Below are 21879 nucleotides of genomic sequence, written 5' to 3'. Positions count from 1 at the left end.
ACATGGTCAAAAATGTAATAAAAGGAATAAATATGAAAAAGGCATTACTTGCACTGGCGGCAACGGCGGTATTTTCCGGCTCTGCCCTTTCCGCAGAATATACCTTAACAGTCCCTCACGTTGCTAACCTTGATAACTATAACCACCAGTCGCTGCTGGTGTTTAAAAATTTGGTAGAAAACCGTTCTAATGGCAGAGTGGAAGTTAAAATTTACCCGTCAGCACAGCTTTGCTCAACAACCAAAGAGTGCATGGCTGGTGTACAAGCTGGTATGTTTGATTACTTCCAGAGCACCAGTTATCTCAGAAAATCACCAGGATTATCGTCAATACGCCTATGTCAAAAGAGGCGGCAATTGAACTGCAAACCCGGTACCCCAAAGTAGATTTCTTATTTATCGATGTCCCTAAAGGCACCCCGGTTAACTGCGTCTGCTGTGATAACCATCAGGGGGCGAATCTGGCGATAAAACACCTGACTGAACAAAACAGAAAAAAAGTCTTTATTGTTGCCGGACCGAAAAACTTTAATGTATCTCAACTGAGGCTTGAACCCTGGCTGGAGGCTGCAAAGGAGTCAGGTGTTGATATTGTTGGTATATACGAAGGTAACTGGCTGCCTGAAAGTGGCTTTTTAGCCGTTCAGTCTGTTATCGCTAAGGGCGATTACTTTGATGCCGTTTTGTGTGCAAATGACCAGATGGCTCTGGGGGCAATCCGCGCTTTAAGTGAAGTGAATATTTCAATACCAGGAGAAGTCTCAGTTGTCGGGTTTGATGGAATAGAAGACGCAGCTTACTATTTCCCTCCTTTAACAACAAGTAAGCAAGATTTTATTCTAATGGGGAAAACTGCGGTCGATACTCTTGTTCAAAACGGAGCAACCTCTTCACCTGAAAGGATTGAAACAGCGGTAGAGCTTCTTGTCAGAAAAAGCTCTGTGGCCGCTCACGCAGCCCATGACAGAGCAAAGGTAAGCATGCTGATCAAAAAACTAAACAGCCTGATATAGTGTTCATCGCTCTGCCGATTCTTTAACTAAAAGCCCGGTCTTACGGTTTTTATCTACCACGATAATGTGCATTATCGGGTTGCCGCAATAGGGAATGAGCACGTCTTTATGGGCGTCAGACTGCTCAATGTCCTGGCTGAGCAATGTTCCGAACTGGTTATCATCCGAGGTTATCAGGATGTCAGACCTGATAACCTGCTGCGCATGCTTGAGCTGGAAAGTGGTGCGCTCTAAGGTTAAAAAGTTACCGTCAAGCAGCCGCAGTTCATAATCATCTGCCTGGCACTTTCGGCCCGAAAGTACACAATCAATAACCCGGTAATCCGGAGGAAGCTGTACAAACTCCATCTTTTTCTTCCATTGCAGCAGGTCCGGGGCAAAAAAGCCTGCTGTAAATACCAGTAGAATCAATCCAAACTGAATAAGCTTCATCGTAAAACGAACCTGCTGCTCAGGGTGAGCAGTTTTTCTATAGAGGCAGAAAGCTCAGATATTGACAATTTCTGGTTCTCTGACTTTTCGCTGATTATCCGCGAAGAAGTATTCACACTGGACATATTTTCGTTGATCTGCTCAAGGGCAGTATTCTGCTCTGTCACAGAGGATGCAACGTGATACATTTCATCACTCACTTTGTTGATATTGCCAGATATCTCTTCTGTCACTTCTATAATGGCATCAACTGAGTCGGAAACCTCTCCGGAAAAAGCGATCATGTTGCTGATATTATTTGTTGAGAGTTTGATGTTTTTGTCTAATACGGAAAGCGACTGGCTAATCTCATCCACACTGGCGCTGGTGCGGGTTGCCAGTTGACGTACTTCATCGGCTACTACAGCGAAACCTCGCCCGGCTTCACCGGCTCTTGCCGCTTCGATGGAAGCATTGAGTGCTAACAGATTTGTTTGCTCAGAAATGCCTGTAATTGTCTGTAAAATCTGGTGAATACTTTCAGTATCTTTGACAACATCCGCAACGTTGGTTTGTGTATCGGTAACGATATTTCGCAGCTCTGCCAATGTGCTTTGACACGCAGCAGATCGGGCCAGAGCGTCGTTACTAAGCTGATTCGCGTGTTGAGTGCTATCACTGCATGTCTGACTGGTGTGCGAGATGCTATTAAATGAACTGCCCAGTTCTTCAATTGCGGTTGCAACCATTTCGGTGTTTAGTGAATTTTGTGAGATTTCATTGTCCACCGCTTCCAGGTTAGAGATAAAGTCTGATGATACGGTTTCCAATTCACTGATGGATTGCCGCTGGACGGTTGCCATATTTTGCAGTTGGATAATAATCTGATTGAACCTGTCATAAAACTCATCACCTGACTGAAGCTTGATGTCCAGATTTAGTTTTTCTTCCTGAACCACTTCGCTAACAAGCTCATTAACATAATTCATGCGTTTCAGCCCTTTGTTAAGGGCTAAACATCCGTAAATTGAAGCACTTGCCTGAAAGGCTGCATAGAGGCAGTGCTCAATAACAAGGGTATAACTACTATTCGGGGGGAAAATAAAAACAGGTACACCAGAGACCTGCATCCAGTGGAAAAAGATATGGTGAAGAGCTGCGGCGATCAGGCAATGCAGGACCATTAACCAGTCGTTATATAGTGTCATTAGCCCAAGCAGGATGAACACTTCAAAGTGAAGCATTGTATCACCATAGGCCTGGTGGATATGGAGTGCCACAAAACCGTATAAAAGGTAAGGCAACAAAACACGAAATACCTTTTGATTTAACGCAAACGTCACAGAGGCCAGTATAACGGTAACGATCAAGTCCACCGTTGCGTAGCCATATCGCGCAAAGTAGACAAATGAAAGAATCGTCATCGGAATAGCGATAACATAGGTTTTTTCCTGAAAGGTTAGCTCTCGATCCAGTTTCATAGTAATCGCTCTCTTTGGGTATTTACTAGATTTAGGTATGAATGTTTCTATGGTTATTTTTGTTAGTAATTATTAGCATAGCAGTACACAAAAAAGTTGCTTTCTTTGCTCTAGGTCTCCAATTTCAGTTTTCTGAGTGAATAAAGCCCCGCTCCGATTAGCATCAGCTCTCCGGACAGATAAAAAAGTAAAAAATATCCGGGTAAACCATCAATAAAAATGCTGGTTATGCGCGCAGTAGCCAGGCCGGTTAAAAAGAAAAGTGCAACGACAATAGCTTGCCGGTGCATTTCCGTTTTAAACGAAACATAAAACCAATAGAGTGACATCCCGACATAAAGGCCCATCACTGCCCGGAATATATGGGTCATATCTAATGAGATATTTTCGATATTAAAAAGGGCAGGGATAAGCACATCCGGCTTTATCCCATATATAATCCCAACACAGGCAATGATTGTTGCACAGGCCAGAAGATAATAACGGCTTATCGGCATTTGTGACTCCTGTTTGGTGACTATTTTAGTTCCCTTAGTTTGACGCCAATTTGCTCTTCCAGAACCGGCTGTACTACTGAACGGACATCATACTGAACATCGCCCTGGTAACGCGGCGCATACTTAGCGTAGGCTTTTTCCAGCAGAGCGTGCCGCTCATCAATGCGCTGCATATTGTGGGCGTGTGAAACAACATAAAACTCGCCTGCTTTTAACTGTGGCATCGCGGTCGCGATAAACTCATTCGTTGGCATACCGTGTTTCATATTTTCTTCCGGACCAAGCTCAGAAAAAACGAAACCAGGGCAAATCAGGCTTACGTCAATATAGTCCGGAAGTTCTTCATAAAGGGAGTGAGTCATTGCATAGACGCCATGCTTGGTCGCTACGTAAGCGCCGTTAAGTGGCGTACCATGGAACAGTGAGTTCTCTGAGCCTACATTGTAAATGGCAGCGGGAATGCCCTGTTCAATAAAGCGCTGACCAAATACTTTTGAGCCGTTGATAACACCAAACAGGTTTACATTGAATATATGTTGTATATGCTCCATAGGCATGGTGAGAACCGGAGCGTGGGGTACCATTACACCCGCATTGTTGATGATAACTTCAACACGGCCTTTCCACTGCCAAGCGAAATCAGCCAGGGCAGTAACTTCGTTATAATTAGTAACATCACAGACAAAAGATTTTGCACTACCCCCTGAAGCTTCGATAATTTCTACAGCTTCACGCAGTCGGTCTTGCTGAATACCGGCAATAACAACATACGCGCCTTCAGCTGCGAAGGATTTGGCGAAACCTAATCCAATACCTGTTTCGCCACCAGTAATAACGACGACTTTTTCTTTGAAGTTTTCCATGAGATGCCCCGACAATATCTTTTTAATTAAGGTTGTCTGACATTTTAGGCAGTGATGGAAATAGCTAAAAATCAATCGGCGCCAAGCTATGCGCTAACGACGCCAAACTGAATGATTACTGAAGTGTCTTTATGAGCTTTTGTCTAATGAGCAACCTGTCTTTCATCCAGAATCTGATTTCTTGCCTCAAGCGGCGTCATACCTGCCCAGTTATGAAATGCCCGGCAAAACGAGTTTGGCTCCTGGAATGCCAGAAGAAACGATATCTCATAAACGCTGATATCCGGTTTGGATAAGTAATAAAATGCCAGTTCTCTCCGGGTGCTTTCCAGAATCTGTTTGTAGTTTTTCTCTTCTGCCTGAAGTTTTCTTTGCAAACTGCGTCGGCTCATATGAAGCTGCTCACTCACGGCCTCAACACTTGATACACCCGCTGGTAAAAGATCCATCAAAGCACTTCTCACATGTACGGAAACAGGTTGCTCGCTATCATTCTGAATCAGTTCTTTTTGTAGCTCTCTTTCAAATGATGTCCATAAGCGGGCGTTTTCAGAGATAAGAGGCAACATGGAATCTTGTTTTGATATTTCGATTCGAAGTGCTGAGCTTTGAGTGATAGTACAACCCAGGTACTCTTCATAGGCGGCCCGGTTTGGAGGCAGCTCTTTCATCTCTACCTTCAGTGGCACAATGTGGCTAGTGGTTAAAGAACGACAGCTTTCCATAGTGTAAAGCAGTTCGAACCAGTACATAGAGTCAGGGAAATGGGCATCGGCAGTTGGAGAATCGATGATAAGCGCAACGCTTTCCTGTGTTTCTTCGACCGTAAATCTTATCGGACCCAGCAGTGGCTTAAATACAGAGAAACGCTTTAAGCCTTCCAGTATATTAGGGCTGCAGGAAAAAGCATAAGCGGGAGAGGCAAACGGGGCATGAGCCATCGCCATCGCCAGTTGAAATACACTGCATCGCTCTTTTTCTGTGTATAGCGTGGACTCCCACAGCTCGAAATACTGTTTAGCGCTTATCTTTTTATTTTTCTGATTCAGATAGTCACGGGGAAGGTTTGAGCGCTCCAATGCTTCTGCCGGATCAACCTTCAGAATGCTCGAAACAAGTTTCAGTGAATCCACAAACGAGTACTGTTGCATGTTATAGAGCTCCTTTTTTTTATTCCGGCTCATTATAACTTGGACAGGAAAAGTCATCATTGATTGGCTTAACAAAAAAATTGCCAACTGGTGGGGAACCGGTTGGCTAAGGTAAATTTACCGCATTTAAACGTCATTTGACTTGATGACCTTTGTTTCTACTAAAGGGTCGGAAGTACTATAATACTGACTCGTTACTATGACCCTATCAGGTTGCGCCAAAATCCTATCCTAATGTGTCATTTTTTGAATGAACCTGTATTTAGTTCACATAGTTGAGCGATATTGTCACTATGACATAAAAAGAGAGGACGCTTAGCCATGACGCTAACAAACTTTACTGACGACAATTACGATTTACTTATCCGCTGGATAAACTCAGAAGAGTTGAATTATCTATGGGGAGGGCCGACATTTGAATTTCCGTTAACGAGAGAACAGCTCTCTGAACACTTTGGTAAACCCGAAGTTACCCCCTACATATTTGTTGTTGATGATAAACAGGCAGGCTTTGTAGAGCGGTATAAAGTATCAGAAGATCACTATAGAATATGCCGGGTTTTCATCGCTGATGAGTTCCGGGGACAGAGCTTATCAAGCATAATGCTCCGTGCTCTGATTTCGAATGTAAAAGAGATACCGGGCTGCACCAGGTTAAGCTTGGCGGTCTACGCTCACAATACTGCTGCCATAGCTTGTTACAAGTCATTAGGATTTGAGATAATTGCGACAGAGAGCGGGAGTATTTCCTGTAATGGTGAAACCTGGGACTTGCTTAGAATGGCAATGAAAATACCTTAACTCCTTTTTCGGTAAAGCTCTTTCCTGTATTGATACTAACAAGGAAGCCTAAAATGCTGACTGACGATCAGTTGTATAAATTAAATCTCGAAAACCAAACATTAAAAAGAAAGCTTGCTGATTATCAGCGATTGTTCAACACTTCGGAGGCCGCATCAATCATTATTGACAGCAACGGTACTCCGCTTGATTGTAATAACGCCTATTTTAAGCTTCTTGGTTTTTCTGATCTTTCTCAAGTCACAGAAAGACAGATTATTTGAAGCTATTGAGCAGGTGGACAGCTCAACAACCCGAAAATACGGAGGGACCGGACTTGGTCTTAACATCAGTAAAACTCTGGTTGAGATGATGGGCGGAACACTGTCTGTAACCAGCGTTCCGGGACAGGGTAGCTGCTTTAGTTTTACAGTTTGTTTCGTTAAGAATGTGATCAGAGATACAGAAAAAGGTCACTTTCCGGATTTAAAGCAGTTGCAGGAACAAAGGAATGCCGCACTTAAGGGCGCCCGGGTTCTGTTAGTTGAAGATAATCGAGTCAATCAAATAGTGGCTCAAGCATTGCTTGATAGTCAGGGCATTGAAACCGTTCTGGCTGAAAACGGCAGGGCCGGTCGATATGGTACTCTCGGACAATCGATTTGATGCTGTGTTGATGGATATACAGCTGCCGGAGATGGATGGTTACGCTGTAACTGAATTAATCCGAAAACACATTTACCGCTCTGACTAAGTGGATTTGTGTGCCGGGGACAAATTAAGTGTACAAAATAACGTGTACTAACACTGACTGAGCTTCATCTAAGCCAAGCTGTCTCAGTTTCACATCTTGATACACGAGTAGATATACAAGTGTTTCATGAATGAATTCTCTGACGTTCCTGGAGTCTCTTCGTTTGGTTTGCTTTCAGTTGAAAGCCCTGTATTCCAAACGTCAAAAGCATCAGATTTGGGGTCATAGCCTAAAGCTTTCTTAGTTTCAGATATATCCAATCTCTTAAATCGATTGTTTGAGATACCATGAGCAATAACAAAAGGCTCATCAGCCAGGTCAGATTCGATACTATTGATAAGCAAAGAGCATAGGTCCTGGGGCTCGCTCCATGCGCTTAAGTCTCGGGAGCTTAACTGGCTCCACTCGTGTTGATACTCAAATGCTCCAATTCGAATTGCAATAACTTCAGTGTTTCTTTGATATGCGTAGTATGCACCCAAAGCTTCGCCAAACACTTTACTAACCCCATACAAGTTTTTGGGACGCACAGGCATATGTTCTTTTACTTGAATATCAAGAGGGTAGCCTTCTATCGTTTGGGCGCTACTTGCGTAAATGACTCGCTTTACCCTTGCCTCAGAAGCGGCCTGGAAGATGTTATAGGTTCCAACTATGTTTGCAGGAAGCAGGTGTTCAAAAGGCGTATCGGGAGAAGCGAGCCCAGCCAAATGAACAACAACATCTATATCATTATTTTCAAAAACCGTGCGAGTCGCTGCTAAGTCACTCACGTCTAATTCAATGCCTCTTTTTTCGGTAATGCTTAGATCACCTAAGATCAGATTGTAACCTGAGTAGTTAGCATCAATATATTTGACGAGTGCAGAGCCGATCCTGCCGTTTGCACCTGTAATTAAGATTGTTTTTGACATATCTCATCTCCAATGAACAACACACTTGATTTCTGCATAGCGGACTTCATGCTTCAAAGCTATGTGTTCACATTCTAAGTTTATGCTTTCTAGTTGTGGGAAGAATAACTACAATGGTGATATGAATAAAATGATATAAATTTATACCCATATGAAGAGTGCTAATATCAATGTGATGATGTTAAAGACATTAGATTCCTTGAGAGAAACGGGCAGTATCAGTCGCACAGCACAGCAGCTCCATGTAACACAATCAGCGGTAAGTCATGCTGTTAAAGCTATAGAAAGGACTCTGGAGACTCCTGTTGTAATACGAGAGTCAAGAGGGATATCGCTTACGGCTGCGGGGCTAGCTGCAAGCGAATCGGCAACCATCGCTCTTGAGGCTATAGATAATATCCTACAACTCGCGAGTTCTTCTGTTTCAGGAGCAGTGAGTATTGCAGCGATAAACTGTGTTTCGAGAGTCATTCTTTCCGAGGTCTTGGCAAATATCCGAAAGAGTCACCCTAAAATAGAAATCAATCTGTTTACGGGAACTGATCAAGAAGTTGAGCACTGGGTAAAAAGTGGGATTGCAGATATCGGCATCGCATATAACATGGATGTTTCGTGCAGTGAGCTGCTCTTTGATGATGAATTTTATCTAATCACACCGTATGGACAGTTAAAAACGTCGACCGTCGACTTAAAGAGTTTAGATAGCAAGCCGATTATTGTCTCATCATCTGGATGTGAAATATTTATCCAGGCGCTATTTGACCAACATAAGCACGAGCTATCTATTAAGACAACAGTATCCGATACGGCTGCACTGTTTTCGATAGTGTCATCTGGTTATGGTACTTCATTGATACCAGGCCTGGCTTTTCCAGATGACTGGAAGAAATTAGTCACTCGTCAAACTGTCTCACCAACCTTAACGTGCTCTTTGAGATTAATGTGTGCAAAAGAGCAAGCGTCGAACGATGCGGTTCAGGCTATAATCAACGAAATTCAAGAGGTTGCACAGCTCAAACAAAAACTGATCGGATAGGGCGGAATCCTCCTATTATCTGGAGAACTAAACCCGACAGTTTGTTTTTAGAAAACCTGATTAGAGGTAACGACTTTTTAAGTGAGCTTTAAAGTGTTCAGGGTTTAAAGTCTCACCAGTAGCGGACATGACCAGTTCATTGGTTGTGAGCAAGCGGTCTTTACTTCAGGTATTCTCAGACAACCAGTTAAAGATAGGTGAAAGATCAGCACTGCGAATTGCAGTATCCACATCGACAGTTTTATTCATCGCGGCCATAAACTGAGCGGCATACATTGCGCCTAGTGTGTAGCTTGGGAAGTATCCCAATGCGCCATCTATCCAGCGTAAAATGTCAAATGCATATTAAGGCGTTGATTACTTTGGAGTAAGTGCCTTTAATCGAAGATCAAGATTTGGTAAAACATGTCTGGCAGGGCAGTAGGGGACATTCAATTGACAAAATAATGCGACTGCATTACTGTTATATGAAGCAAACAACAGAGGTGAATTTTATGGAATTGCTGGCAGTAGAATCATCAGTGACAAGTCGTTATCAAACTACTATCCCACAAGAGATTAGAACGGCTCTGGGTCTTGAGAAGAACGATAAGATACACTACGGCTTAAATGAGCGTGGTGAGGTTGTTCTTAGTCGTGTAGCACAGCATGTAGATCCTACTGTTGGTGCGTTTCTATCACTAATTGACCAAGATATTAAAAATGGTAAATCAGTTAGCTCATTGTCTGCACTCAACCCAATGGGTTTAGAGTTGACAGCTGGAATGGATGTGGATTTAGATTCAGAGCTGTTTGACGATGAAGATTAATAGCTGGAATTGCTTTACGCATTCCTGTTTTTCCGAGCAGTACAATGAGCTGGTAGAAAAAGTTAAGTTACTAAAAGAGAAGCACCCAACCACATTTCAGAAAAAATCAGCCACTAAATTACTATTTGCCATTCAGAAGTTAATTTTCGAAGTTATACCAACGAACCCTGCATTACCTTCATACAGGCATGGTGGCACTGCAGGTATTAATCGACATTGGTTTAGAGCAAAATTCTTTAAAGGGCGATTTCGGTTGTTTTTTAGATATGATCACAAAAGCAAAACAATCATCTATGGATGGGTTAATGACGAAAGCACACTGAGAACTTACGGCTCAAAAAGTGATGCGTACTCAGTGTTTAAGAAAATGCTAGTGGATGGAACCCCGCCTGATGCGTGGGATGATTTAAAACGACAATCAGTTGATGTATCCGAACTAATTGAAGACAGAGACTAAATGTATACTAACCTTGTAGGCCGTTAATCCACTGCTTCCCTTAACCAAGATTTGCCCCATTGTAGCTTTTATCCTGCGATAAGGAGTCCCTGTGTATAGTGATGAAAAACTAGCCGAACTGATCTGCCATGAAGAGATGATAGTGAGGTCACTATGAACAAGACACATACAATGTCACAACGTGCAGCAAAAGACTGCCTTGGTAATCCTGATGCATTTAAAGGTGGTTGTGTTGTGACAAAAAATGGTACGGCTGAATTATATATTCAAACAGCGGAAGAAAGAGAACAAGAAGAAAAAATTCTCCATGCAGAGCGACAAGCAAATGCGTTATTAAAACTGGCAATGATGGCTAAAGAAGATGTTGCTATTGGTCGTGTTCATTCAAAAGAGCAGGTGCTAGACCGCCTTCGTGCTGCGAGGAGTTGATTCTTGGAAGTTGTTTTTACTGAAATGGCCGTTAACTGTTGATTGGAAATAGAATCTCTTGCAGTTGAAAATCACTCCGAAGAGCAAGTGGCAACATTTACTGATGGTTTAGTAAATCGCAATTATGATGCGATCTCTGAAAATCCTGAACGTTATCGATATAACGCTACATTGTTAGATTTTGGCATTAAGTTTCAGGAAAGATTAGATAGTTCATATCGATGCTTATATGAAGTAATTGATAGTAAAGCCTATGTCATGCTTATTTTACATACTAAGCAAGATCTAATTAGTGCTTTGTATCGGCATCAGATCATCAAGGACTTTAATTAGATACGAGAACAGTCTATCAGACTGTTCTCGCTGTAGGCTATAAATAACGATTTCTTAAATGATCCTGGAAGAAAGCAGCATTCAACGTCTCACCAGTAGCCGCCTTAACCAATTCATCAGTAGTCAGCAAGCTACCTTTGCTCCAGATGTTTTCAGACAGCCAGTTGAAGATAGGTGAAAGATCACCACTGCGAATTGCAGCATCCACATCAACGGTTTTCTTCATTGCCGCCATAAACTGAGCTGCATACATAGCGCCTAGTGTATAGCTTGGGAAATATCCGAATGCGCCATCCCTCTAGCGAACACTGATCACTGGCTCTTTTCATATTATTCTGCGTATCTCACGGAATCTCAGTCACAAATCAGAAAATACGTTTTCTTTAAAAATGCAGTATTTGCACGGACTTTCAATTGATTGGAGTATGCAAATGGACAGCAAACTACTTGGAGCAGTTCTAACCGTTATATTTCTTGGAGGGTGCTATGATCAGCTACCTCCAGATCCTGGTAAAGAAGGTATGCTTACGCTCGAAGGCATAGATTCTGATGAGGATGGGGTGAGAGATGATGTGCAACGTTACATAGGAGAAAACTATTATCTAGATAAAGAGCTTCATACCGCTTTAACGGGATTAGCAATAGCCTATCAAGACACAATTCTTCAGCATACAAGCAAAGAAGAAACTTTCAAACAATGGAGTGAAACCACTCGTGCTTTACATTGTCTCTATCTCGCAGATCCAGAAGGTGCTTATTCAAAACAACAAGAGCTTAAGAGTGTCACTTTAAATACTCGGGCAAGAATAGAAGCACATTTTGAAGCTCAAAAGCATCTATCGGGAAGAACATTAACCGTTCCTAGCTCTAAGTATGATGAAGAGATTTGCAACGGAACAATGCAGGCTTCTGTTGTGAAGGAGTTACCGTAATGAAGATTATTATCTATATATTTTTGCTATTCCTTCCTCATGTGAGTCTTGCGTCAGATTGTTCAATCGATAAGGTCGGGACTAAGATATTTTATGCAAATGGGATGTTTAATGACGCTAATGACCATTATTTGAGCATCAGAACATTGGAGCAAAAATTGAGAAAAGCTATTCCTGTAAATAACGGTCTAAAACCGCCACTATTTGCCGCAGATCTTTAAAGTCTAAATTTCCCAGAGCCTAAATATCCCCGCAGAGAATGATCTCTGCTCAGGTAAATTTTCAGACTAAAACAGGCAAGATTTTCAGAGTAGAGCTATAACAAGAAGTGCCGTGAGAACGGCATGACGCCATATTTGATTTGGCGATCACCGACGTCATGCCTTACCAGCCCGCGCATGGTGCGCGACCCTCTTAAGTGTTGCTGTAGAAGAGGAATAAATCCAGCCCTCATCGGCCTTTTTTTGCCGATGCCTGATTCCAGCCGACTGTTCAATTGCCAACGCTGCCATAAGCAAGTGATCATCTGTACCCGGTGTGATCGCGGTAACCGCTATTGTTCTGACGGGTGTGCTGAAAAAGCCCGTGCAGACTCCCTCAAAAGAGCGGCGATGAAATACCAGCAAAGTCGTCAGGGAAAGCACAATAACGCCCTGCGTCAAAAGCGCTATCGTGCCCGCCAAAAAGAAAAAGTAACGCATCAGGGTTCCGCCCCTGCTCATAGCCATGTTGTACTGCGTGCAAAGCCGGTTTCTCCGTCAATAAGTCAGTACAAGGGACCGTCAACGGCGATGCTCTGCTGCCACTTCTGTGGATGTGCCTGTCAGCCGTATTTACGCTCCCATTTTCTGACTACGGGACGGTTTCACCGCTCGCGCAGCAGACATGAGTCCGCTGCTGTCAGGGTTTATCACCTCACAGGAGGCCACTCATGACGATAGACCAAGCCCTTGAAGCAAAAATATTGCGTTATTATCACGTCGAGAAATGGCGTGTCGGCACCATTGCCAGTGAACTGAACGTGCATCACAGTGTGGTTGACCGGGTGTTGTCGCAAGCAGGGATACCTAAAGCCCGGCGCACCAGTCGTCCACTGCTGATTGACCCCTATTTACCCTTTATCCTTAAAACTCTCAACGACTTCCCTAAGCTCACCGCTGCACGGTTGTATGAGATGGTTCGTCAGCGTGGTTACCCCGGTAAACCCAGCCAGTTCCGTCATCATATTGCTCAGCTTCGCCCTAAACCGGCCCCCGAAGCCTACCTGCGATTAAGGACCCTGCCAGCTGAGCAGGGTCAGGTTGACTGGGGGCATTTCGGTTACATTGAGGTGGGCAAAGCCAAACGTCCCCTGATGGCGTTCGTGATGGTGCTGAGCTTCTCGCGTGCAATCTTCCTGCGCTTTTACTTAAACCAGCAAATGGAGAGCTTCCTGCGTGGGCATGTCGCAGCCTTCAACACCTGGGGCGGCCTTCCCAGAGTTCTTTTGTATGACAATTTACGCTCAGCGGTATTAGAGCGCCAGGGTAATGCCATTCGATATCACCCTACCTTACTGGCTCTGGCTGCACATTATCACTTCGAACCTCGCCCCGTCGCAGTCGCCAGAGGAAATGAAAAAGGTCGGGTAGAGCGGGCGATCCGCTATATCCGGGATAACTTCTTCGCCGGTCGCCAGTGGCGTGATCTGGAAGACCTAAACGCTCAGGCGGCGCACTGGTGTCAGCACCAAAGCATGGAACGTACATGTCCGGAAAACCGGGACATGACCGTGCTGGAAGCCTTCAACGAAGAGCGGCCACTGCTGCTTCCCTTACCAGATACGCCGTTTAACACGGATGAGCGAAAGGCATTACGCTCTGGCAAAACACCTTACCTGCGCTTCGACCGCAATGACTACTCGATCCCGCATACGTTGGTGCAAAAGCCGTTAACCCTTTATGCCAGTCTGACCCGGGTACGGATCTCCGATGGTGAATGCTGTGTTGCCGAACACCGGCGCAGTTTTAGCCAGGGCGAGCAAATTGAAGATAGCGCTCACATTGACGCTCTGGTGGCACACAAGGCGAAGGCCAGGCAACATCGAGGGCAGCATCGTCTGCGCCAGGCCTGCTCCAATATCGATACCTTACTGGAGCAGGCCGTTAGCCGGGGACATACCCTGAGAGGGACGGTTAAGGCACTTATCGCCTTGCTGGATGACTATGGCTGTGAGGCATTTAATCTGGCGGTCAATATGGCGCTGACTAAACAGGTACCGTACCCGGGTGGGGTTCAGCAAATTCTCGAACAACGCCGGGAGCAGCATCAGTTACCACCGCCTGTTCCCATGAACTTGCCCCTGCAGGCGCAGGGATATCAGATCAAGTTAGCCAGCCTCGCCGATTACGATCAACTCAATACCCGGGAGTCAGACGATGAGCAGTGATAAAGAAATCCTGAAAGTACAGGCTAACATGCTCAGACTCTATGGCCTGCAAGCGCATTGGGCTGAGTTGACAGAAGAGCAACAGCAATGGCTGAGCGTCTGGTTCAACTGGGAGCTTACTGAACGTCAGCAGCGCTCATTAGAGCGTCGGTTGCGAAGCGCCAAACTGGGACACTTCAAACCACTGGCAGAGTTCGACTGGGACTGGCCACAGCACATTGATCAACAGACTATCCATGAACTCATGCAACTGACCTTCTTCGCTGAAGCCAGTAACGTGATCCTAATAGGCAGTAACGGGGTTGGCAAATCCACTATCGCGCAGAATCTGGCCCATCAGGCGGTGATTGAAGGGCATACAGCCCTGTTTATCACAGCGGCTAATATGCTCAGCGACCTGGCAGCACAGGATGGCGATAACGCTTTGCGGCGCAGACTTAAACACTATGCTCAACCCGACCTGTTGGTGATAGATGAAATCGGTTATCTCTCTTACTCAAATCGTCATGCTGACTTACTGTTCGAGATCGTCAACCGCCGTTACGAGCAACGCTCAACGGTGATCACGACCAACCGGGTCTTCAGTGAATGGAACGAAGTCTTCCCCAACTCAGCTTGTGTTGTCTCACTTGTCGATCGGCTCGTACATCACAGCGAGATCCTCACTATCGAAGGCGAGTCCTACCGGATCAAAGAAGCCAAAGAGCAGGCAGAAAAACGTAAACCAACCAGGCGGGGGAAAAACTGATGAGAAGAATAGCGGTGACCATATACTGGTCTGCGGAAGAAGCGGACACCGTTTACCAGTTCCTTGGCGAGCTGAGAGAAGTTATCTGGCAAATCTATGGTCAGGATATAGAGGAAATGTACCGGGAAGCAACATCACAGGAAACGGATAGCTTTAACGATGATCTGACGTTCTAAATCTACAGCGCCAGTGAAGGTCGCGATCTGTCCTCAAAAAACTGCGGCAAATAGTCGCGGTTCTTCACCGGCGTTAACAATTCCAGAGCACAAAATCGATTTCCATTTGTCCCTTAACAGTAATGAAGCATGGTACCCACAACTTGTAGAAGTTTATTATCATAAACGAAGCGATACTTGGGGCAAATTCTTCCATTATTTGAGTGGAATTGAAGTAGCTCCTGACTGGTTTCAAGATGCAGTCAAAGATATCGCAATCAACGCCTATGGAAGCGTTCTGGATAGTGATTTAGCAATACATGTTAAAGAATACCGAAAGTCTATAGATTCATGTAATCGAGTCCTTGTGGTGGCGCACTCACAGGGAAACTTCTATGCAAATTACGCTTGGAGTGAGATATATTCTGGACAATCTTCCAAAGGTTATAAGCAAGAAGATTTTCATTCGTTAGGCATTGTATCTGTTGCCACACCTGCCAGTTATGTTGGGAATTGGATCAAAAAAGTTGATGACCATAAGTTAATTACCGACTATGTTACTTTGACTAACGATAGAATTATGGTTTTGGTTCGGACTGTTTATCCAGCAACACTGCTAGGTAATTACACTAATAGTCATGATGATCCTGATTTTTGGCATCATAACTTTGTAGAGTCTTATTTAAAGGGAAATAGAAGTGGTCCAAGAATTATTTCCTCTGTAAAAAGTATTTTAGATAATTTGGAACCTCTTCCTTTAGCCAGAGAAGAAATTCAGTCGTCTTCGATCAAGTCAGTCGGGTACCTGAAAGAATCTGAAATACTGGAAGTCGAATTTTTAAGTAATGAAAGTGTTTATCGCTATTATCAGGTACCAGAGGCGGTGTACAAAGAGCTGATGTTCGCTGATTCAATTGGTGGTTACTTATATTCGAAAATACGGAACAAATATAAATATAAGAAAATAATTGAAGGTGTTTAACTATTTTCTTCTCCAAGATGAACTGCAAATTGCTGCTCATCTTGGAGCTACGGATTATAGATAACGATTTCTCAAATGAGCCTGGAAGTACTCAGCATTCAAAGTCTCACCTGTCGCCGCTTTAACTAACTCATCTGTAGTCAGCAAACTACCTTTACTCCAGATATTCTCAGACAGCCAGTTAAAGATAGGTGAAAGATCACCACTGCGAATTGTAGCATCCACATCAACGGTTTTCTTCATTGCGGCCATAAACTGTGCAGCATACATCGCGCCTAACGTATAGCTCTGGAAATAGCCGAATGCGCCATCCCTCTGGTGAACAATGGTCACTATTATCTCGATTCACAGTTGAATGAAAGAACTGGGAGGTTCTGTTCATGACAATCTAGAAGCCATGAACAGTTACTTCAGTTAACAGGAATGCTTATTGTACCAGTCAAGCATCTGCTCAGGGTTTTCAGAAAAATAGGTATAGCCACGGAACCGTTGAGTGGTTCCCTCAATCCAGAACAGTTCTTTTCCCGTTACCGGAATTGCTTCATAGATCTTCTGCACATCATCGGAGTAGGTAAAAGAGTCATCCTTAACTTGCGCTACGAAAGTTGGTACTTTTACAAACGGCGCATCTAAGATGGGTGATGAATCAGAAATGCTGAAGCCCCAGATTTCACGGTATTTTTCTTCAAAAACCTTGTAGCCACGTTTGGTCATACGCATGTTTTTACATAGACGCCTTACCAGCGCATCCCCGGAAATCGGCTGAATCAGCATCATGGATTTTACGCCCTCAAAGACTTCCGGCTGCTTTCTCATAGCAACCAAGGTTGCGTTTCCACCCAGACACATACTGTGCAAGTGAATTTCCATGTCTTTGGTTTCTTTTCGGCTACGTACATAGTTCAGTGAACCAATAACATCTTTGTATTCGAAAAATTTTGGATTGTACGCACCATTCTGAGCAGGAGCACTAAAGCCATGGTTACGCAGATCATAAGCCAGAATATTGTATCCCGCTTCATGAAGAGCCTTATATTTAGGAAGAAAATTCACCTCAAATCCACCGGCTTTATGCCATGGTTTAATATGGCCAGCGTAACCGTAACGGTTGCCCGGAGAGAAGTGATTACAGATAACAATCTTATCGGATTTCTCTTTTGCCGGGATATACCAGCCCTCAAGAACAATACCATCAGAAGCAGGAAATGATACGTCTTCGTAATCCATACCATATTCATCCGGACGCCTTAAAATCGGGGTTCTTGGTACCTGAGCTATCATCTTTACTACTTTGGTCATCATAAATTCGGTAATCATTTTCGGCCTCGTAATTTTGTTGTAAGCAAGTTGTTTGCTTTCCTACAGATTAACTAAGCCGAAGAAATCCCACGTATATATATCCCCGCAATACTTATACATATTCAAAGAACACGGAATCTCAATATGTATACATCTTTCCGGAATATGTATACGTTGGGCGCAGCTCTTCCTCTATACAATGGCTTCACTAACCAAGTGATTGACATTTAGTTACGAACCAAAATATCTATAAATTTAAGAGGTGAAACATGAGCAATAAAACTGTACTTATCACAGGATGCAGTTCCGGGTTTGGTCGTTTAGCGGTTAAGACTTTTCAGAGCAATGGCTGGAATGTTATTGCGACCATGCGCTCACCAGAAAAAGAGACAGAACTCAATGAGCTGGAGAATGTACTGGTGACAAAACTTGATGTAACCAGTCAGGAAACTATAGATGCAGCGCTAGCCAAAGGTATCGATACCTTCGGAAGCATTGATGTCCTGGTAAATAACGCAGGCTTTGGCGGACATGCTATGTTTGAGCAGTTCACTGAAGAGCAGATTCAATCTATGTTTGATACCAATGTTTATGGCCCGATGCGAACTGCCAGAACGGTGTTGCCATACTTCAGAAAACAGAAATCCGGTTGTATTATCAATGTGACCTCTATGGCCGGTGAAATTGGTTTGCCATGCACAACCACCTATTCAGCCAGCAAGTTCGCCATGCAGGGCTGGTCTGAAGGCCTGGCTATGGAACTGGCTCCGTTTAATATCAAAGTACATACCATAGCACCTGGCGCGTTCGGTACAAACTTCAACGCTGCTACCGATAACAACATAGCGGCTGGTGATGAAGAGCTTCAGGCGCAGGCTCAAAAAGTGGCTGCACATTTCGCTGAGCTGGCCGCACAGATGCAGCGTCATAGTGGCAAAGATGCCGATCCTCAGGATGTGGCTGATGCGATCTATCAGTGCGCAACTCAAGATATGCCTATTCATAATGAAGTCGGTTCAGATGCCAGTATGCTGCTTGGTATGAAGCTGTCTATGCCGCGAGAAGAGTTCTTGCAGAAAATGCAGGAAATGCTGCTACCCCAGTAACAAATTAGCCCAAAGGTGGTTTACAGCGGTAAACCACCTATATTTTAACCTCCCGGAGAGCCTCTGAATGCCACTACTATCAACCACACTTATCACCGCTACCGCATCACTTAGTGCCATGTTGGGGGCAAAATCTGTTCATACTGAAATCGACATTCCCGCATCACCAAGTAAAGTCTGGCAGGTATTGACTGACGTTGAGCGTTATCCGGAATGGAACCCGGTGTTTACCGTGCTGGACGGCAAACTGGAGCAGGGAGAGAAAATTACGTATCAGGTGCAGGAATCAGAAGAGAAGTCAGCCAAAATTGCGGCAAAGGTAAAATCTTATATTCCTCACAAATTGTTGAATCAGTCCGGTGGCTACTGGGGTATTCTTACCTTTGATCATACCTATCTGCTTGAGCCGGTGGAAAATGGTACACGCGTTATTATTCATGAAGACTACACCGGGGCCTGGGTTAACTTCTGGGATCCTTCCGGTGTGGAGAAACAATACAAAAAGCTGGCTGTTTCACTGAAAAATCGTGTGGCTGAGATAAACTAATATGCATAAGCTGACTAAAACACAGGCTGCTATGAAAGAAATCATCCATATTTCCAGTATTTCTCAGATCCACGATGCGCTTGGTTTGCCTGCACCGAGGCACCCGCTTGTATCTCTGATTCAGATTGATAAATCAGTAACAGATTATGATTATGGTGATCATACCTATGTTTATGATTTTTATCAGGTAGCACTCAAATCTGGAATAAAGGGCGATATTATCTATGGCCGGAATCACTATGATTTCCATCAGGGTAGTATGATATTTACCAAGCCCGGTCAGGCTCAGCAATACTCAAATACCCGTGAACTGGAAGGTGAATCTGGCTGGACACTGCTTTTTCATCCGGATCTCATCCGCCGCTCTGGTTTGGCTAAACATATCGAAGAGTATTCGTACTTCTCATACGATACCCACGAAGCCCTGCATATTTCAGATCGTGAACAGAGGATCCTGACCGATTTAGTCAATCAGATAGAAGAAGAGTACAACCAGAATATTGATAAGCATACGCAAAAGCTTATTGTTTCTAATATTGAGCTGATACTGGATTATTGTACCCGTTTCTATGACCGGCAGTTTTACGTTCGCAGTAACCACAACCTTGATCTGATCAGCAAATTGGATGCTTTACTGAAGGATTACTTTGACACCGAAAAGACTCTTGAGCTGGGGCTGCCTTCCGTAAAGTACTTTAGTGAAGCCATGCATATGTCAGGCTCGTATCTCAGTGACATGCTGAAAAACGCCACAGGCAGAAATGCTCAGCAATATATTCAGGACTACCTGATTGAAAGAGCTAAGAATCACCTTCTGGCAACCGATGAGCAGGTAAGTCAAATCGCTTATGGTCTTGGATTCGAGTACCCACAGCATTTCAGCAAGCTGTTTAAAGCTAAAACCGGCATGAGCCCGCTGGAGTATAGAAAGCTCAACTGATCCCCGATATTAAAGAAACCAGGGGGATTTTAGGAAAAACAGCCAGAACTACTTTTCCACCGAATACAGAGCCAGAAACATGGTCACCGTATCGCTGACTAATTTATCTTTCTCTGCTTCATTCAAAATTGGCATATGTTGTACCAACTGGGGCCAGAAGGCGCTGCCGCTTAACATGTTATTTAACTGAGTATAAGCATATTGTATGTCATCTATGTTTAGCTTCTGGTCGTTTGATGCTTCTGTTAACCATTGCAGAAGTGGTGTTTGCTGCTCAGATAACCTTTGTCTTTGCGACAAAAGCACTTCCGGATGGAATAAGAAGTGCCCCGCAGCAACACGAGCCAGATTGATAAACGATGGATCACTTGTGGTATTTACGTCCGCCATCAGCAACTGATATAGCTGCCCATCCAAAGGCTTATCTCTGTCGTAGCACACTTCAACCTGACTTACGGCACTGCTCCAGAGATCGGAAAGCAGGTACATAATCAGCTCTTCTTTTGATTCGAAGTGGTTGTAGATGGTGCGTTTTGATACCTGAGCAAGCTGCGCAATTTTATTCATGCTGGTTGCTTCAACGCCAAACTCCTGAAATGCAGACATTGCTGCGAAAATGATGGCCTCACGCTTTAACTCGGTACACTTTTTTCTTTTCTCTGCCATTGGATTACAACCTGACTTTGGATACGACTAAATCAAACTAACGCAAAAAATACACCACTGGGTTTACATTTTCAAACTTTATCGATATATTGCACCGACTGGTTTACATTTTGGTGTGACCCAAACAAGCCATACCCAAGCCTACTGTTATGTAGGAAAGCATCTTCAGAAGGTGCGTGAATGGTCGAGTGTTTAATTAGATTTAGTTCAATAAAGCAGGATACAGAATATGTTAGGCAGAATTTTAGCGGATACCATGATCAAACCTTCTAAGTCACCGGTATTTGATACCCCGGCAAACTGGGGAATGGATTACGAAGATGTCAATTTTAAAGCCGCTGACGGCGTAACGATTTCGGCATGGTTGATCAAAGGAAGTAAAAACAAGGTCATTATCCAGTCTCATTTTGGTATCCAGTGCTGCCGCTCTGGCTACACCCGAAAAGACAAAGGCATGATAAAAGGCTACCCAACGGATATCGAGTTTCTGAATCAGGCGAAATACCTGGTGGACGAAGGTTACTCTGTCCTGATGTATGACATGAGAAACCATGGTGACAGTGAGAAAGGCACTATGCCGTGGATAACCTGGGGTAAAGAGGAAGCAAAAGATCTGATCGCGGCCGTTGACTACATCAATGCTCACCCGGACTACCAGGACAGCGAAATTGGCCTGTTTAGCATCTGTATGGGTAGCAGCGCCTCAATCTACGGTTTTGCAATGGAAAACGGTCTTAGTAAGTATACTAATATTAAAGCCATGGTTTCTATTCAGCCGGTGGATTACCCGACATTTGTTTCCGCTATGGGTATTCCGGGTTTCTTGCAGAAAAGTACCAACAAAGTGATAAAAAAACGCACCGGCATTGATTTTATGGACAGTACCTATCTTGAGGATGCGAAGAGCATCAAGGTACCAACTATGATTATTCAAAACAAAAACGACCCGTTCTCTAAGATGGATTTTGTCCAGAATATCTATGACAACCTTGCCGTGGAAAAAGAGATGCTATGGCTTGATATTCCGAAGCTTAAGTCTGCTGCACACAACAGAGCCGCAGCCTATGACTGGATAGGAAAAAATCCTGCACCGATTGTGGGATGGTTTAATAAATATATTGGTTAAACCCAGGGTTTCAGGAAACGAGT

At 44.0% G+C, this 21879-nt stretch carries 29 protein-coding genes and 3 pseudogenes; 20 read left to right on the top strand and 12 right to left on the bottom strand.

All coding sequences use genetic code 11. The features are described from left to right. The first annotated feature begins 32 nt into the window (after nt 1-32). Nucleotides 33-386 carry a hypothetical protein gene (locus L3Q72_RS07670; RefSeq protein WP_275129371.1) on the top strand — a complete coding sequence of 118 codons (354 nt, stop codon included), beginning with the start codon at nt 33-35 and terminating at the stop codon, nt 384-386. Further along, the gene (locus L3Q72_RS07665; protein WP_275129370.1) at nt 338-1012 is read left to right on the top strand and encodes a substrate-binding domain-containing protein; all 675 of its coding nucleotides are present in this window, start codon (nt 338-340) and stop codon (nt 1010-1012) included. Before L3Q72_RS07670 ends, L3Q72_RS07665 begins: the two co-directional genes overlap by 49 nt. Nucleotides 1013-1015: 3 nt before the next feature. Here L3Q72_RS07665 and L3Q72_RS07660 read toward each other — a convergent pair whose 3' ends face one another. From L3Q72_RS07660 to L3Q72_RS07640, 5 genes are all read right to left on the bottom strand, one after another. Continuing rightward, nucleotides 1016-1444 (bottom strand): hypothetical protein, encoded by a 429-nt coding sequence (locus L3Q72_RS07660; RefSeq protein ID WP_275129369.1) that lies wholly within the window; start codon nt 1442-1444, stop codon nt 1016-1018. Next, complete coding sequence (locus L3Q72_RS07655) at nt 1441-2904, bottom strand: methyl-accepting chemotaxis protein (protein WP_275129368.1); 1464 nt, start codon at nt 2902-2904, stop codon at nt 1441-1443. The genes L3Q72_RS07660 and L3Q72_RS07655 overlap by 4 nt, the downstream gene beginning before the upstream one ends. Before the next feature lie 110 nt (nt 2905-3014). Beyond that, complete coding sequence (locus L3Q72_RS07650) at nt 3015-3401, bottom strand: DUF4345 domain-containing protein (RefSeq protein ID WP_275129367.1); 387 nt, start codon at nt 3399-3401, stop codon at nt 3015-3017. 20 nt (nt 3402-3421) lie between these two features. Beyond that, entirely contained in the window at nt 3422-4264 is an 843-nt protein-coding gene (locus L3Q72_RS07645; RefSeq protein ID WP_275129366.1) for an SDR family oxidoreductase, read from the bottom strand. Nucleotides 4265-4407: 143 nt separating this feature from the next. Then, nucleotides 4408-5415 carry an AraC family transcriptional regulator gene (locus L3Q72_RS07640; RefSeq protein ID WP_275132048.1) on the bottom strand — a complete coding sequence of 336 codons (1008 nt, stop codon included), beginning with the start codon at nt 5413-5415 and terminating at the stop codon, nt 4408-4410. A gap of 321 nt (nt 5416-5736) precedes the next feature. Between L3Q72_RS07640 and L3Q72_RS07635 the strand changes: the two genes are divergently transcribed. Genes L3Q72_RS07635 through L3Q72_RS07625 form a run of 3 tightly spaced genes read left to right on the top strand, consistent with a single transcriptional unit; the run spans nt 5737 to nt 6861 of the window. Next, complete coding sequence (locus tag L3Q72_RS07635; RefSeq protein ID WP_275132047.1) at nt 5737-6216, top strand: GNAT family protein; 480 nt, start codon at nt 5737-5739, stop codon at nt 6214-6216. Nucleotides 6217-6269: 53 nt separating this feature from the next. Continuing rightward, on the top strand, nt 6270-6479 hold the full coding sequence (locus L3Q72_RS07630; RefSeq protein WP_275132046.1) for a PAS domain-containing protein: 210 nt from the start codon (nt 6270-6272) through the stop codon (nt 6477-6479). Between the two features lie 13 nt (nt 6480-6492). After that, the gene (locus L3Q72_RS07625) at nt 6493-6861 is read left to right on the top strand and encodes an ATP-binding protein (RefSeq protein ID WP_275132045.1); all 369 of its coding nucleotides are present in this window, start codon (nt 6493-6495) and stop codon (nt 6859-6861) included. A gap of 177 nt (nt 6862-7038) precedes the next feature. On the opposite strand, the gene L3Q72_RS07620 is transcribed toward L3Q72_RS07625, so the two are convergent. Next, nucleotides 7039-7863, bottom strand: coding sequence for an NAD(P)-dependent oxidoreductase (locus L3Q72_RS07620; RefSeq protein WP_275132044.1), 825 nt, complete (start codon nt 7861-7863; stop codon nt 7039-7041). A gap of 151 nt (nt 7864-8014) precedes the next feature. Here L3Q72_RS07620 and L3Q72_RS07615 point away from each other — a divergent pair, with 151 nt between their 5' ends. After that, nucleotides 8015-8899, top strand: a complete 885-nt coding sequence (locus L3Q72_RS07615) for a LysR family transcriptional regulator (RefSeq protein ID WP_275132043.1) — start codon at nt 8015-8017, stop codon at nt 8897-8899. A 60-nt stretch (nt 8900-8959) separates the two neighbouring features. On the opposite strand, the pseudogene L3Q72_RS07610 reads toward L3Q72_RS07615, so the two are convergent. After that, nucleotides 8960-9310: pseudogene (locus L3Q72_RS07610) on the bottom strand (hypothetical protein); the annotation flags it as partial. Nucleotides 9311-9393: 83 nt separating this feature from the next. Between L3Q72_RS07610 and L3Q72_RS07605 the strand changes: the two are divergent. The 4 genes from L3Q72_RS07605 (at nt 9394) to L3Q72_RS07590 (ending at nt 10927) form a co-directional block, all read left to right on the top strand. Then, entirely contained in the window at nt 9394-9708 is a 315-nt protein-coding gene (locus tag L3Q72_RS07605; protein WP_275132042.1) for a type II toxin-antitoxin system PrlF family antitoxin, read from the top strand. Further along, nucleotides 9698-10165, top strand: a complete 468-nt coding sequence (locus L3Q72_RS07600; RefSeq protein WP_275132041.1) for a type II toxin-antitoxin system YhaV family toxin — start codon at nt 9698-9700, stop codon at nt 10163-10165. The genes L3Q72_RS07605 and L3Q72_RS07600 overlap by 11 nt, the downstream gene beginning before the upstream one ends. Nucleotides 10166-10318: 153 nt before the next feature. Further along, nucleotides 10319-10594, top strand: a complete 276-nt coding sequence (locus tag L3Q72_RS07595; RefSeq protein ID WP_275132040.1) for a hypothetical protein — start codon at nt 10319-10321, stop codon at nt 10592-10594. 42 nt (nt 10595-10636) lie between these two features. Then, nucleotides 10637-10927 carry a type II toxin-antitoxin system RelE/ParE family toxin gene (locus tag L3Q72_RS07590; RefSeq protein WP_275132039.1) on the top strand — a complete coding sequence of 97 codons (291 nt, stop codon included), beginning with the start codon at nt 10637-10639 and terminating at the stop codon, nt 10925-10927. 37 nt (nt 10928-10964) lie between these two features. On the opposite strand, the pseudogene L3Q72_RS07585 reads toward L3Q72_RS07590, so the two are convergent. Continuing rightward, nucleotides 10965-11222: pseudogene (locus L3Q72_RS07585) on the bottom strand (carboxypeptidase M32); the annotation flags it as partial. A 136-nt stretch (nt 11223-11358) separates the two neighbouring features. Here L3Q72_RS07585 and L3Q72_RS07580 point away from each other — a divergent pair. Together L3Q72_RS07580 and L3Q72_RS07575 are read left to right on the top strand one after the other, a co-directional pair. After that, complete coding sequence (locus tag L3Q72_RS07580; protein ID WP_275132038.1) at nt 11359-11859, top strand: hypothetical protein; 501 nt, start codon at nt 11359-11361, stop codon at nt 11857-11859. After that, nucleotides 11859-12080 (top strand): hypothetical protein, encoded by a 222-nt coding sequence (locus L3Q72_RS07575; RefSeq protein ID WP_275132037.1) that lies wholly within the window; start codon nt 11859-11861, stop codon nt 12078-12080. Before L3Q72_RS07580 ends, L3Q72_RS07575 begins: the two co-directional genes overlap by 1 nt. 156 nt (nt 12081-12236) lie before the next feature. Here the strand turns inward: L3Q72_RS07575 and L3Q72_RS07570 are convergent, their stop codons facing one another. Then, nucleotides 12237-12587, bottom strand: coding sequence for a hypothetical protein (locus L3Q72_RS07570; protein WP_275130849.1), 351 nt, complete (start codon nt 12585-12587; stop codon nt 12237-12239). A 203-nt stretch (nt 12588-12790) separates the two neighbouring features. Here L3Q72_RS07570 and istA point away from each other — a divergent pair, with 203 nt between their 5' ends. The 4 genes from istA to L3Q72_RS07550 are packed head-to-tail and all read left to right on the top strand — an operon-like array spanning nt 12791 to nt 16172. Beyond that, nucleotides 12791-14287, top strand: coding sequence for an IS21 family transposase (istA, locus tag L3Q72_RS07565; RefSeq protein ID WP_275130850.1), 1497 nt, complete (start codon nt 12791-12793; stop codon nt 14285-14287). Next, a complete protein-coding gene (gene istB / locus L3Q72_RS07560) occupies nt 14277-15035 on the top strand; it encodes an IS21-like element helper ATPase IstB (protein ID WP_275130851.1) in 759 nt (252 codons plus the stop codon). Before istA ends, istB begins: the two co-directional genes overlap by 11 nt. Further along, nucleotides 15035-15211 (top strand): hypothetical protein, encoded by a 177-nt coding sequence (locus tag L3Q72_RS07555; RefSeq protein ID WP_275130852.1) that lies wholly within the window; start codon nt 15035-15037, stop codon nt 15209-15211. The genes istB and L3Q72_RS07555 overlap by 1 nt, the downstream gene beginning before the upstream one ends. A 13-nt stretch (nt 15212-15224) precedes the next feature. Next, nucleotides 15225-16172 carry a KTSC domain-containing protein gene (locus L3Q72_RS07550; protein WP_275132036.1) on the top strand — a complete coding sequence of 316 codons (948 nt, stop codon included), beginning with the start codon at nt 15225-15227 and terminating at the stop codon, nt 16170-16172. Between the two features lie 54 nt (nt 16173-16226). Here L3Q72_RS07550 and L3Q72_RS07545 read toward each other — a convergent pair. Both L3Q72_RS07545 and L3Q72_RS07540 read right to left on the bottom strand, forming a co-directional pair. After that, nucleotides 16227-16484 (bottom strand): annotated as a pseudogene (locus L3Q72_RS07545) (carboxypeptidase M32); the annotation flags it as partial. A 102-nt stretch (nt 16485-16586) separates the two neighbouring features. Further along, nucleotides 16587-17489 (bottom strand): alpha/beta hydrolase, encoded by a 903-nt coding sequence (locus tag L3Q72_RS07540; RefSeq protein ID WP_275132035.1) that lies wholly within the window; start codon nt 17487-17489, stop codon nt 16587-16589. A gap of 251 nt (nt 17490-17740) precedes the next feature. Here L3Q72_RS07540 and L3Q72_RS07535 point away from each other — a divergent pair, with 251 nt between their 5' ends. From L3Q72_RS07535 to L3Q72_RS07525, 3 genes are all read left to right on the top strand, one after another. Further along, complete coding sequence (locus L3Q72_RS07535; protein WP_275132034.1) at nt 17741-18577, top strand: SDR family oxidoreductase; 837 nt, start codon at nt 17741-17743, stop codon at nt 18575-18577. Nucleotides 18578-18644: 67 nt separating this feature from the next. Further along, nucleotides 18645-19124 carry an SRPBCC domain-containing protein gene (locus L3Q72_RS07530; RefSeq protein WP_275132033.1) on the top strand — a complete coding sequence of 160 codons (480 nt, stop codon included), beginning with the start codon at nt 18645-18647 and terminating at the stop codon, nt 19122-19124. 1 nt (nt 19125) lies between these two features. Further along, entirely contained in the window at nt 19126-20064 is a 939-nt protein-coding gene (locus tag L3Q72_RS07525; protein ID WP_275132032.1) for a helix-turn-helix domain-containing protein, read from the top strand. A gap of 48 nt (nt 20065-20112) precedes the next feature. Here the strand turns inward: L3Q72_RS07525 and L3Q72_RS07520 are convergent, their stop codons facing one another. Beyond that, nucleotides 20113-20730, bottom strand: coding sequence for a TetR/AcrR family transcriptional regulator (locus tag L3Q72_RS07520; RefSeq protein ID WP_275132031.1), 618 nt, complete (start codon nt 20728-20730; stop codon nt 20113-20115). A 229-nt stretch (nt 20731-20959) separates the two neighbouring features. On the opposite strand from L3Q72_RS07520, the gene L3Q72_RS07515 reads away from it, so the two are divergent. Next, on the top strand, nt 20960-21856 hold the full coding sequence (locus L3Q72_RS07515; protein WP_275132030.1) for an alpha/beta hydrolase: 897 nt from the start codon (nt 20960-20962) through the stop codon (nt 21854-21856). The last annotated feature ends 23 nt before the right edge of the window (nt 21857-21879 follow it).

It is taken from the genome of Vibrio sp. JC009 (genome assembly GCF_029016485.1).
Classification (GTDB): domain Bacteria; phylum Pseudomonadota; class Gammaproteobacteria; order Enterobacterales; family Vibrionaceae; genus Vibrio.
Note: the sequence above shows the minus strand (reverse complement) of the source record. Positions and strands in the feature narration are given on the sequence as shown.

What these genes read in the sequence shown, in the direction of transcription:
- L3Q72_RS07555 (WP_275130852.1), top strand. Translation starts at nt 15,035, where the DNA reads ATGAGAAGAATAGCGGTGACCATATACTGGTCTGCGGAAGAAGCGGAC.
- L3Q72_RS07600 (WP_275132041.1), top strand. Translation starts at nt 9,698, where the DNA reads ATGAAGATTAATAGCTGGAATTGCTTTACGCATTCCTGTTTTTCCGAG.
- L3Q72_RS07515 (WP_275132030.1), top strand. Translation starts at nt 20,960, where the DNA reads ATGTTAGGCAGAATTTTAGCGGATACCATGATCAAACCTTCTAAGTCA.
- istB (WP_275130851.1), top strand. Translation starts at nt 14,277, where the DNA reads ATGAGCAGTGATAAAGAAATCCTGAAAGTACAGGCTAACATGCTCAGA.
- L3Q72_RS07570 (WP_275130849.1), bottom strand. Translation starts at nt 12,587, where the DNA reads ATGGCTATGAGCAGGGGCGGAACCCTGATGCGTTACTTTTTCTTTTTG.
- L3Q72_RS07535 (WP_275132034.1), top strand. Translation starts at nt 17,741, where the DNA reads ATGAGCAATAAAACTGTACTTATCACAGGATGCAGTTCCGGGTTTGGT.
- L3Q72_RS07530 (WP_275132033.1), top strand. Translation starts at nt 18,645, where the DNA reads ATGCCACTACTATCAACCACACTTATCACCGCTACCGCATCACTTAGT.
- L3Q72_RS07575 (WP_275132037.1), top strand. Translation starts at nt 11,859, where the DNA reads ATGAAGATTATTATCTATATATTTTTGCTATTCCTTCCTCATGTGAGT.
- L3Q72_RS07635 (WP_275132047.1), top strand. Translation starts at nt 5,737, where the DNA reads ATGACGCTAACAAACTTTACTGACGACAATTACGATTTACTTATCCGC.
- L3Q72_RS07640 (WP_275132048.1), bottom strand. Translation starts at nt 5,415, where the DNA reads ATGCAACAGTACTCGTTTGTGGATTCACTGAAACTTGTTTCGAGCATT.
- istA (WP_275130850.1), top strand. Translation starts at nt 12,791, where the DNA reads ATGACGATAGACCAAGCCCTTGAAGCAAAAATATTGCGTTATTATCAC.
- L3Q72_RS07655 (WP_275129368.1), bottom strand. Translation starts at nt 2,904, where the DNA reads ATGAAACTGGATCGAGAGCTAACCTTTCAGGAAAAAACCTATGTTATC.
- L3Q72_RS07650 (WP_275129367.1), bottom strand. Translation starts at nt 3,401, where the DNA reads ATGCCGATAAGCCGTTATTATCTTCTGGCCTGTGCAACAATCATTGCC.
- L3Q72_RS07670 (WP_275129371.1), top strand. Translation starts at nt 33, where the DNA reads ATGAAAAAGGCATTACTTGCACTGGCGGCAACGGCGGTATTTTCCGGC.
- L3Q72_RS07605 (WP_275132042.1), top strand. Translation starts at nt 9,394, where the DNA reads ATGGAATTGCTGGCAGTAGAATCATCAGTGACAAGTCGTTATCAAACT.
- L3Q72_RS07595 (WP_275132040.1), top strand. Translation starts at nt 10,319, where the DNA reads ATGAACAAGACACATACAATGTCACAACGTGCAGCAAAAGACTGCCTT.
- L3Q72_RS07660 (WP_275129369.1), bottom strand. Translation starts at nt 1,444, where the DNA reads ATGAAGCTTATTCAGTTTGGATTGATTCTACTGGTATTTACAGCAGGC.
- L3Q72_RS07665 (WP_275129370.1), top strand. Translation starts at nt 338, where the DNA reads ATGTCAAAAGAGGCGGCAATTGAACTGCAAACCCGGTACCCCAAAGTA.
- L3Q72_RS07620 (WP_275132044.1), bottom strand. Translation starts at nt 7,863, where the DNA reads ATGTCAAAAACAATCTTAATTACAGGTGCAAACGGCAGGATCGGCTCT.
- L3Q72_RS07540 (WP_275132035.1), bottom strand. Translation starts at nt 17,489, where the DNA reads ATGATTACCGAATTTATGATGACCAAAGTAGTAAAGATGATAGCTCAG.
- L3Q72_RS07630 (WP_275132046.1), top strand. Translation starts at nt 6,270, where the DNA reads ATGCTGACTGACGATCAGTTGTATAAATTAAATCTCGAAAACCAAACA.
- L3Q72_RS07645 (WP_275129366.1), bottom strand. Translation starts at nt 4,264, where the DNA reads ATGGAAAACTTCAAAGAAAAAGTCGTCGTTATTACTGGTGGCGAAACA.
- L3Q72_RS07615 (WP_275132043.1), top strand. Translation starts at nt 8,015, where the DNA reads ATGAAGAGTGCTAATATCAATGTGATGATGTTAAAGACATTAGATTCC.
- L3Q72_RS07580 (WP_275132038.1), top strand. Translation starts at nt 11,359, where the DNA reads ATGGACAGCAAACTACTTGGAGCAGTTCTAACCGTTATATTTCTTGGA.
- L3Q72_RS07520 (WP_275132031.1), bottom strand. Translation starts at nt 20,730, where the DNA reads ATGGCAGAGAAAAGAAAAAAGTGTACCGAGTTAAAGCGTGAGGCCATC.
- L3Q72_RS07525 (WP_275132032.1), top strand. Translation starts at nt 19,126, where the DNA reads ATGCATAAGCTGACTAAAACACAGGCTGCTATGAAAGAAATCATCCAT.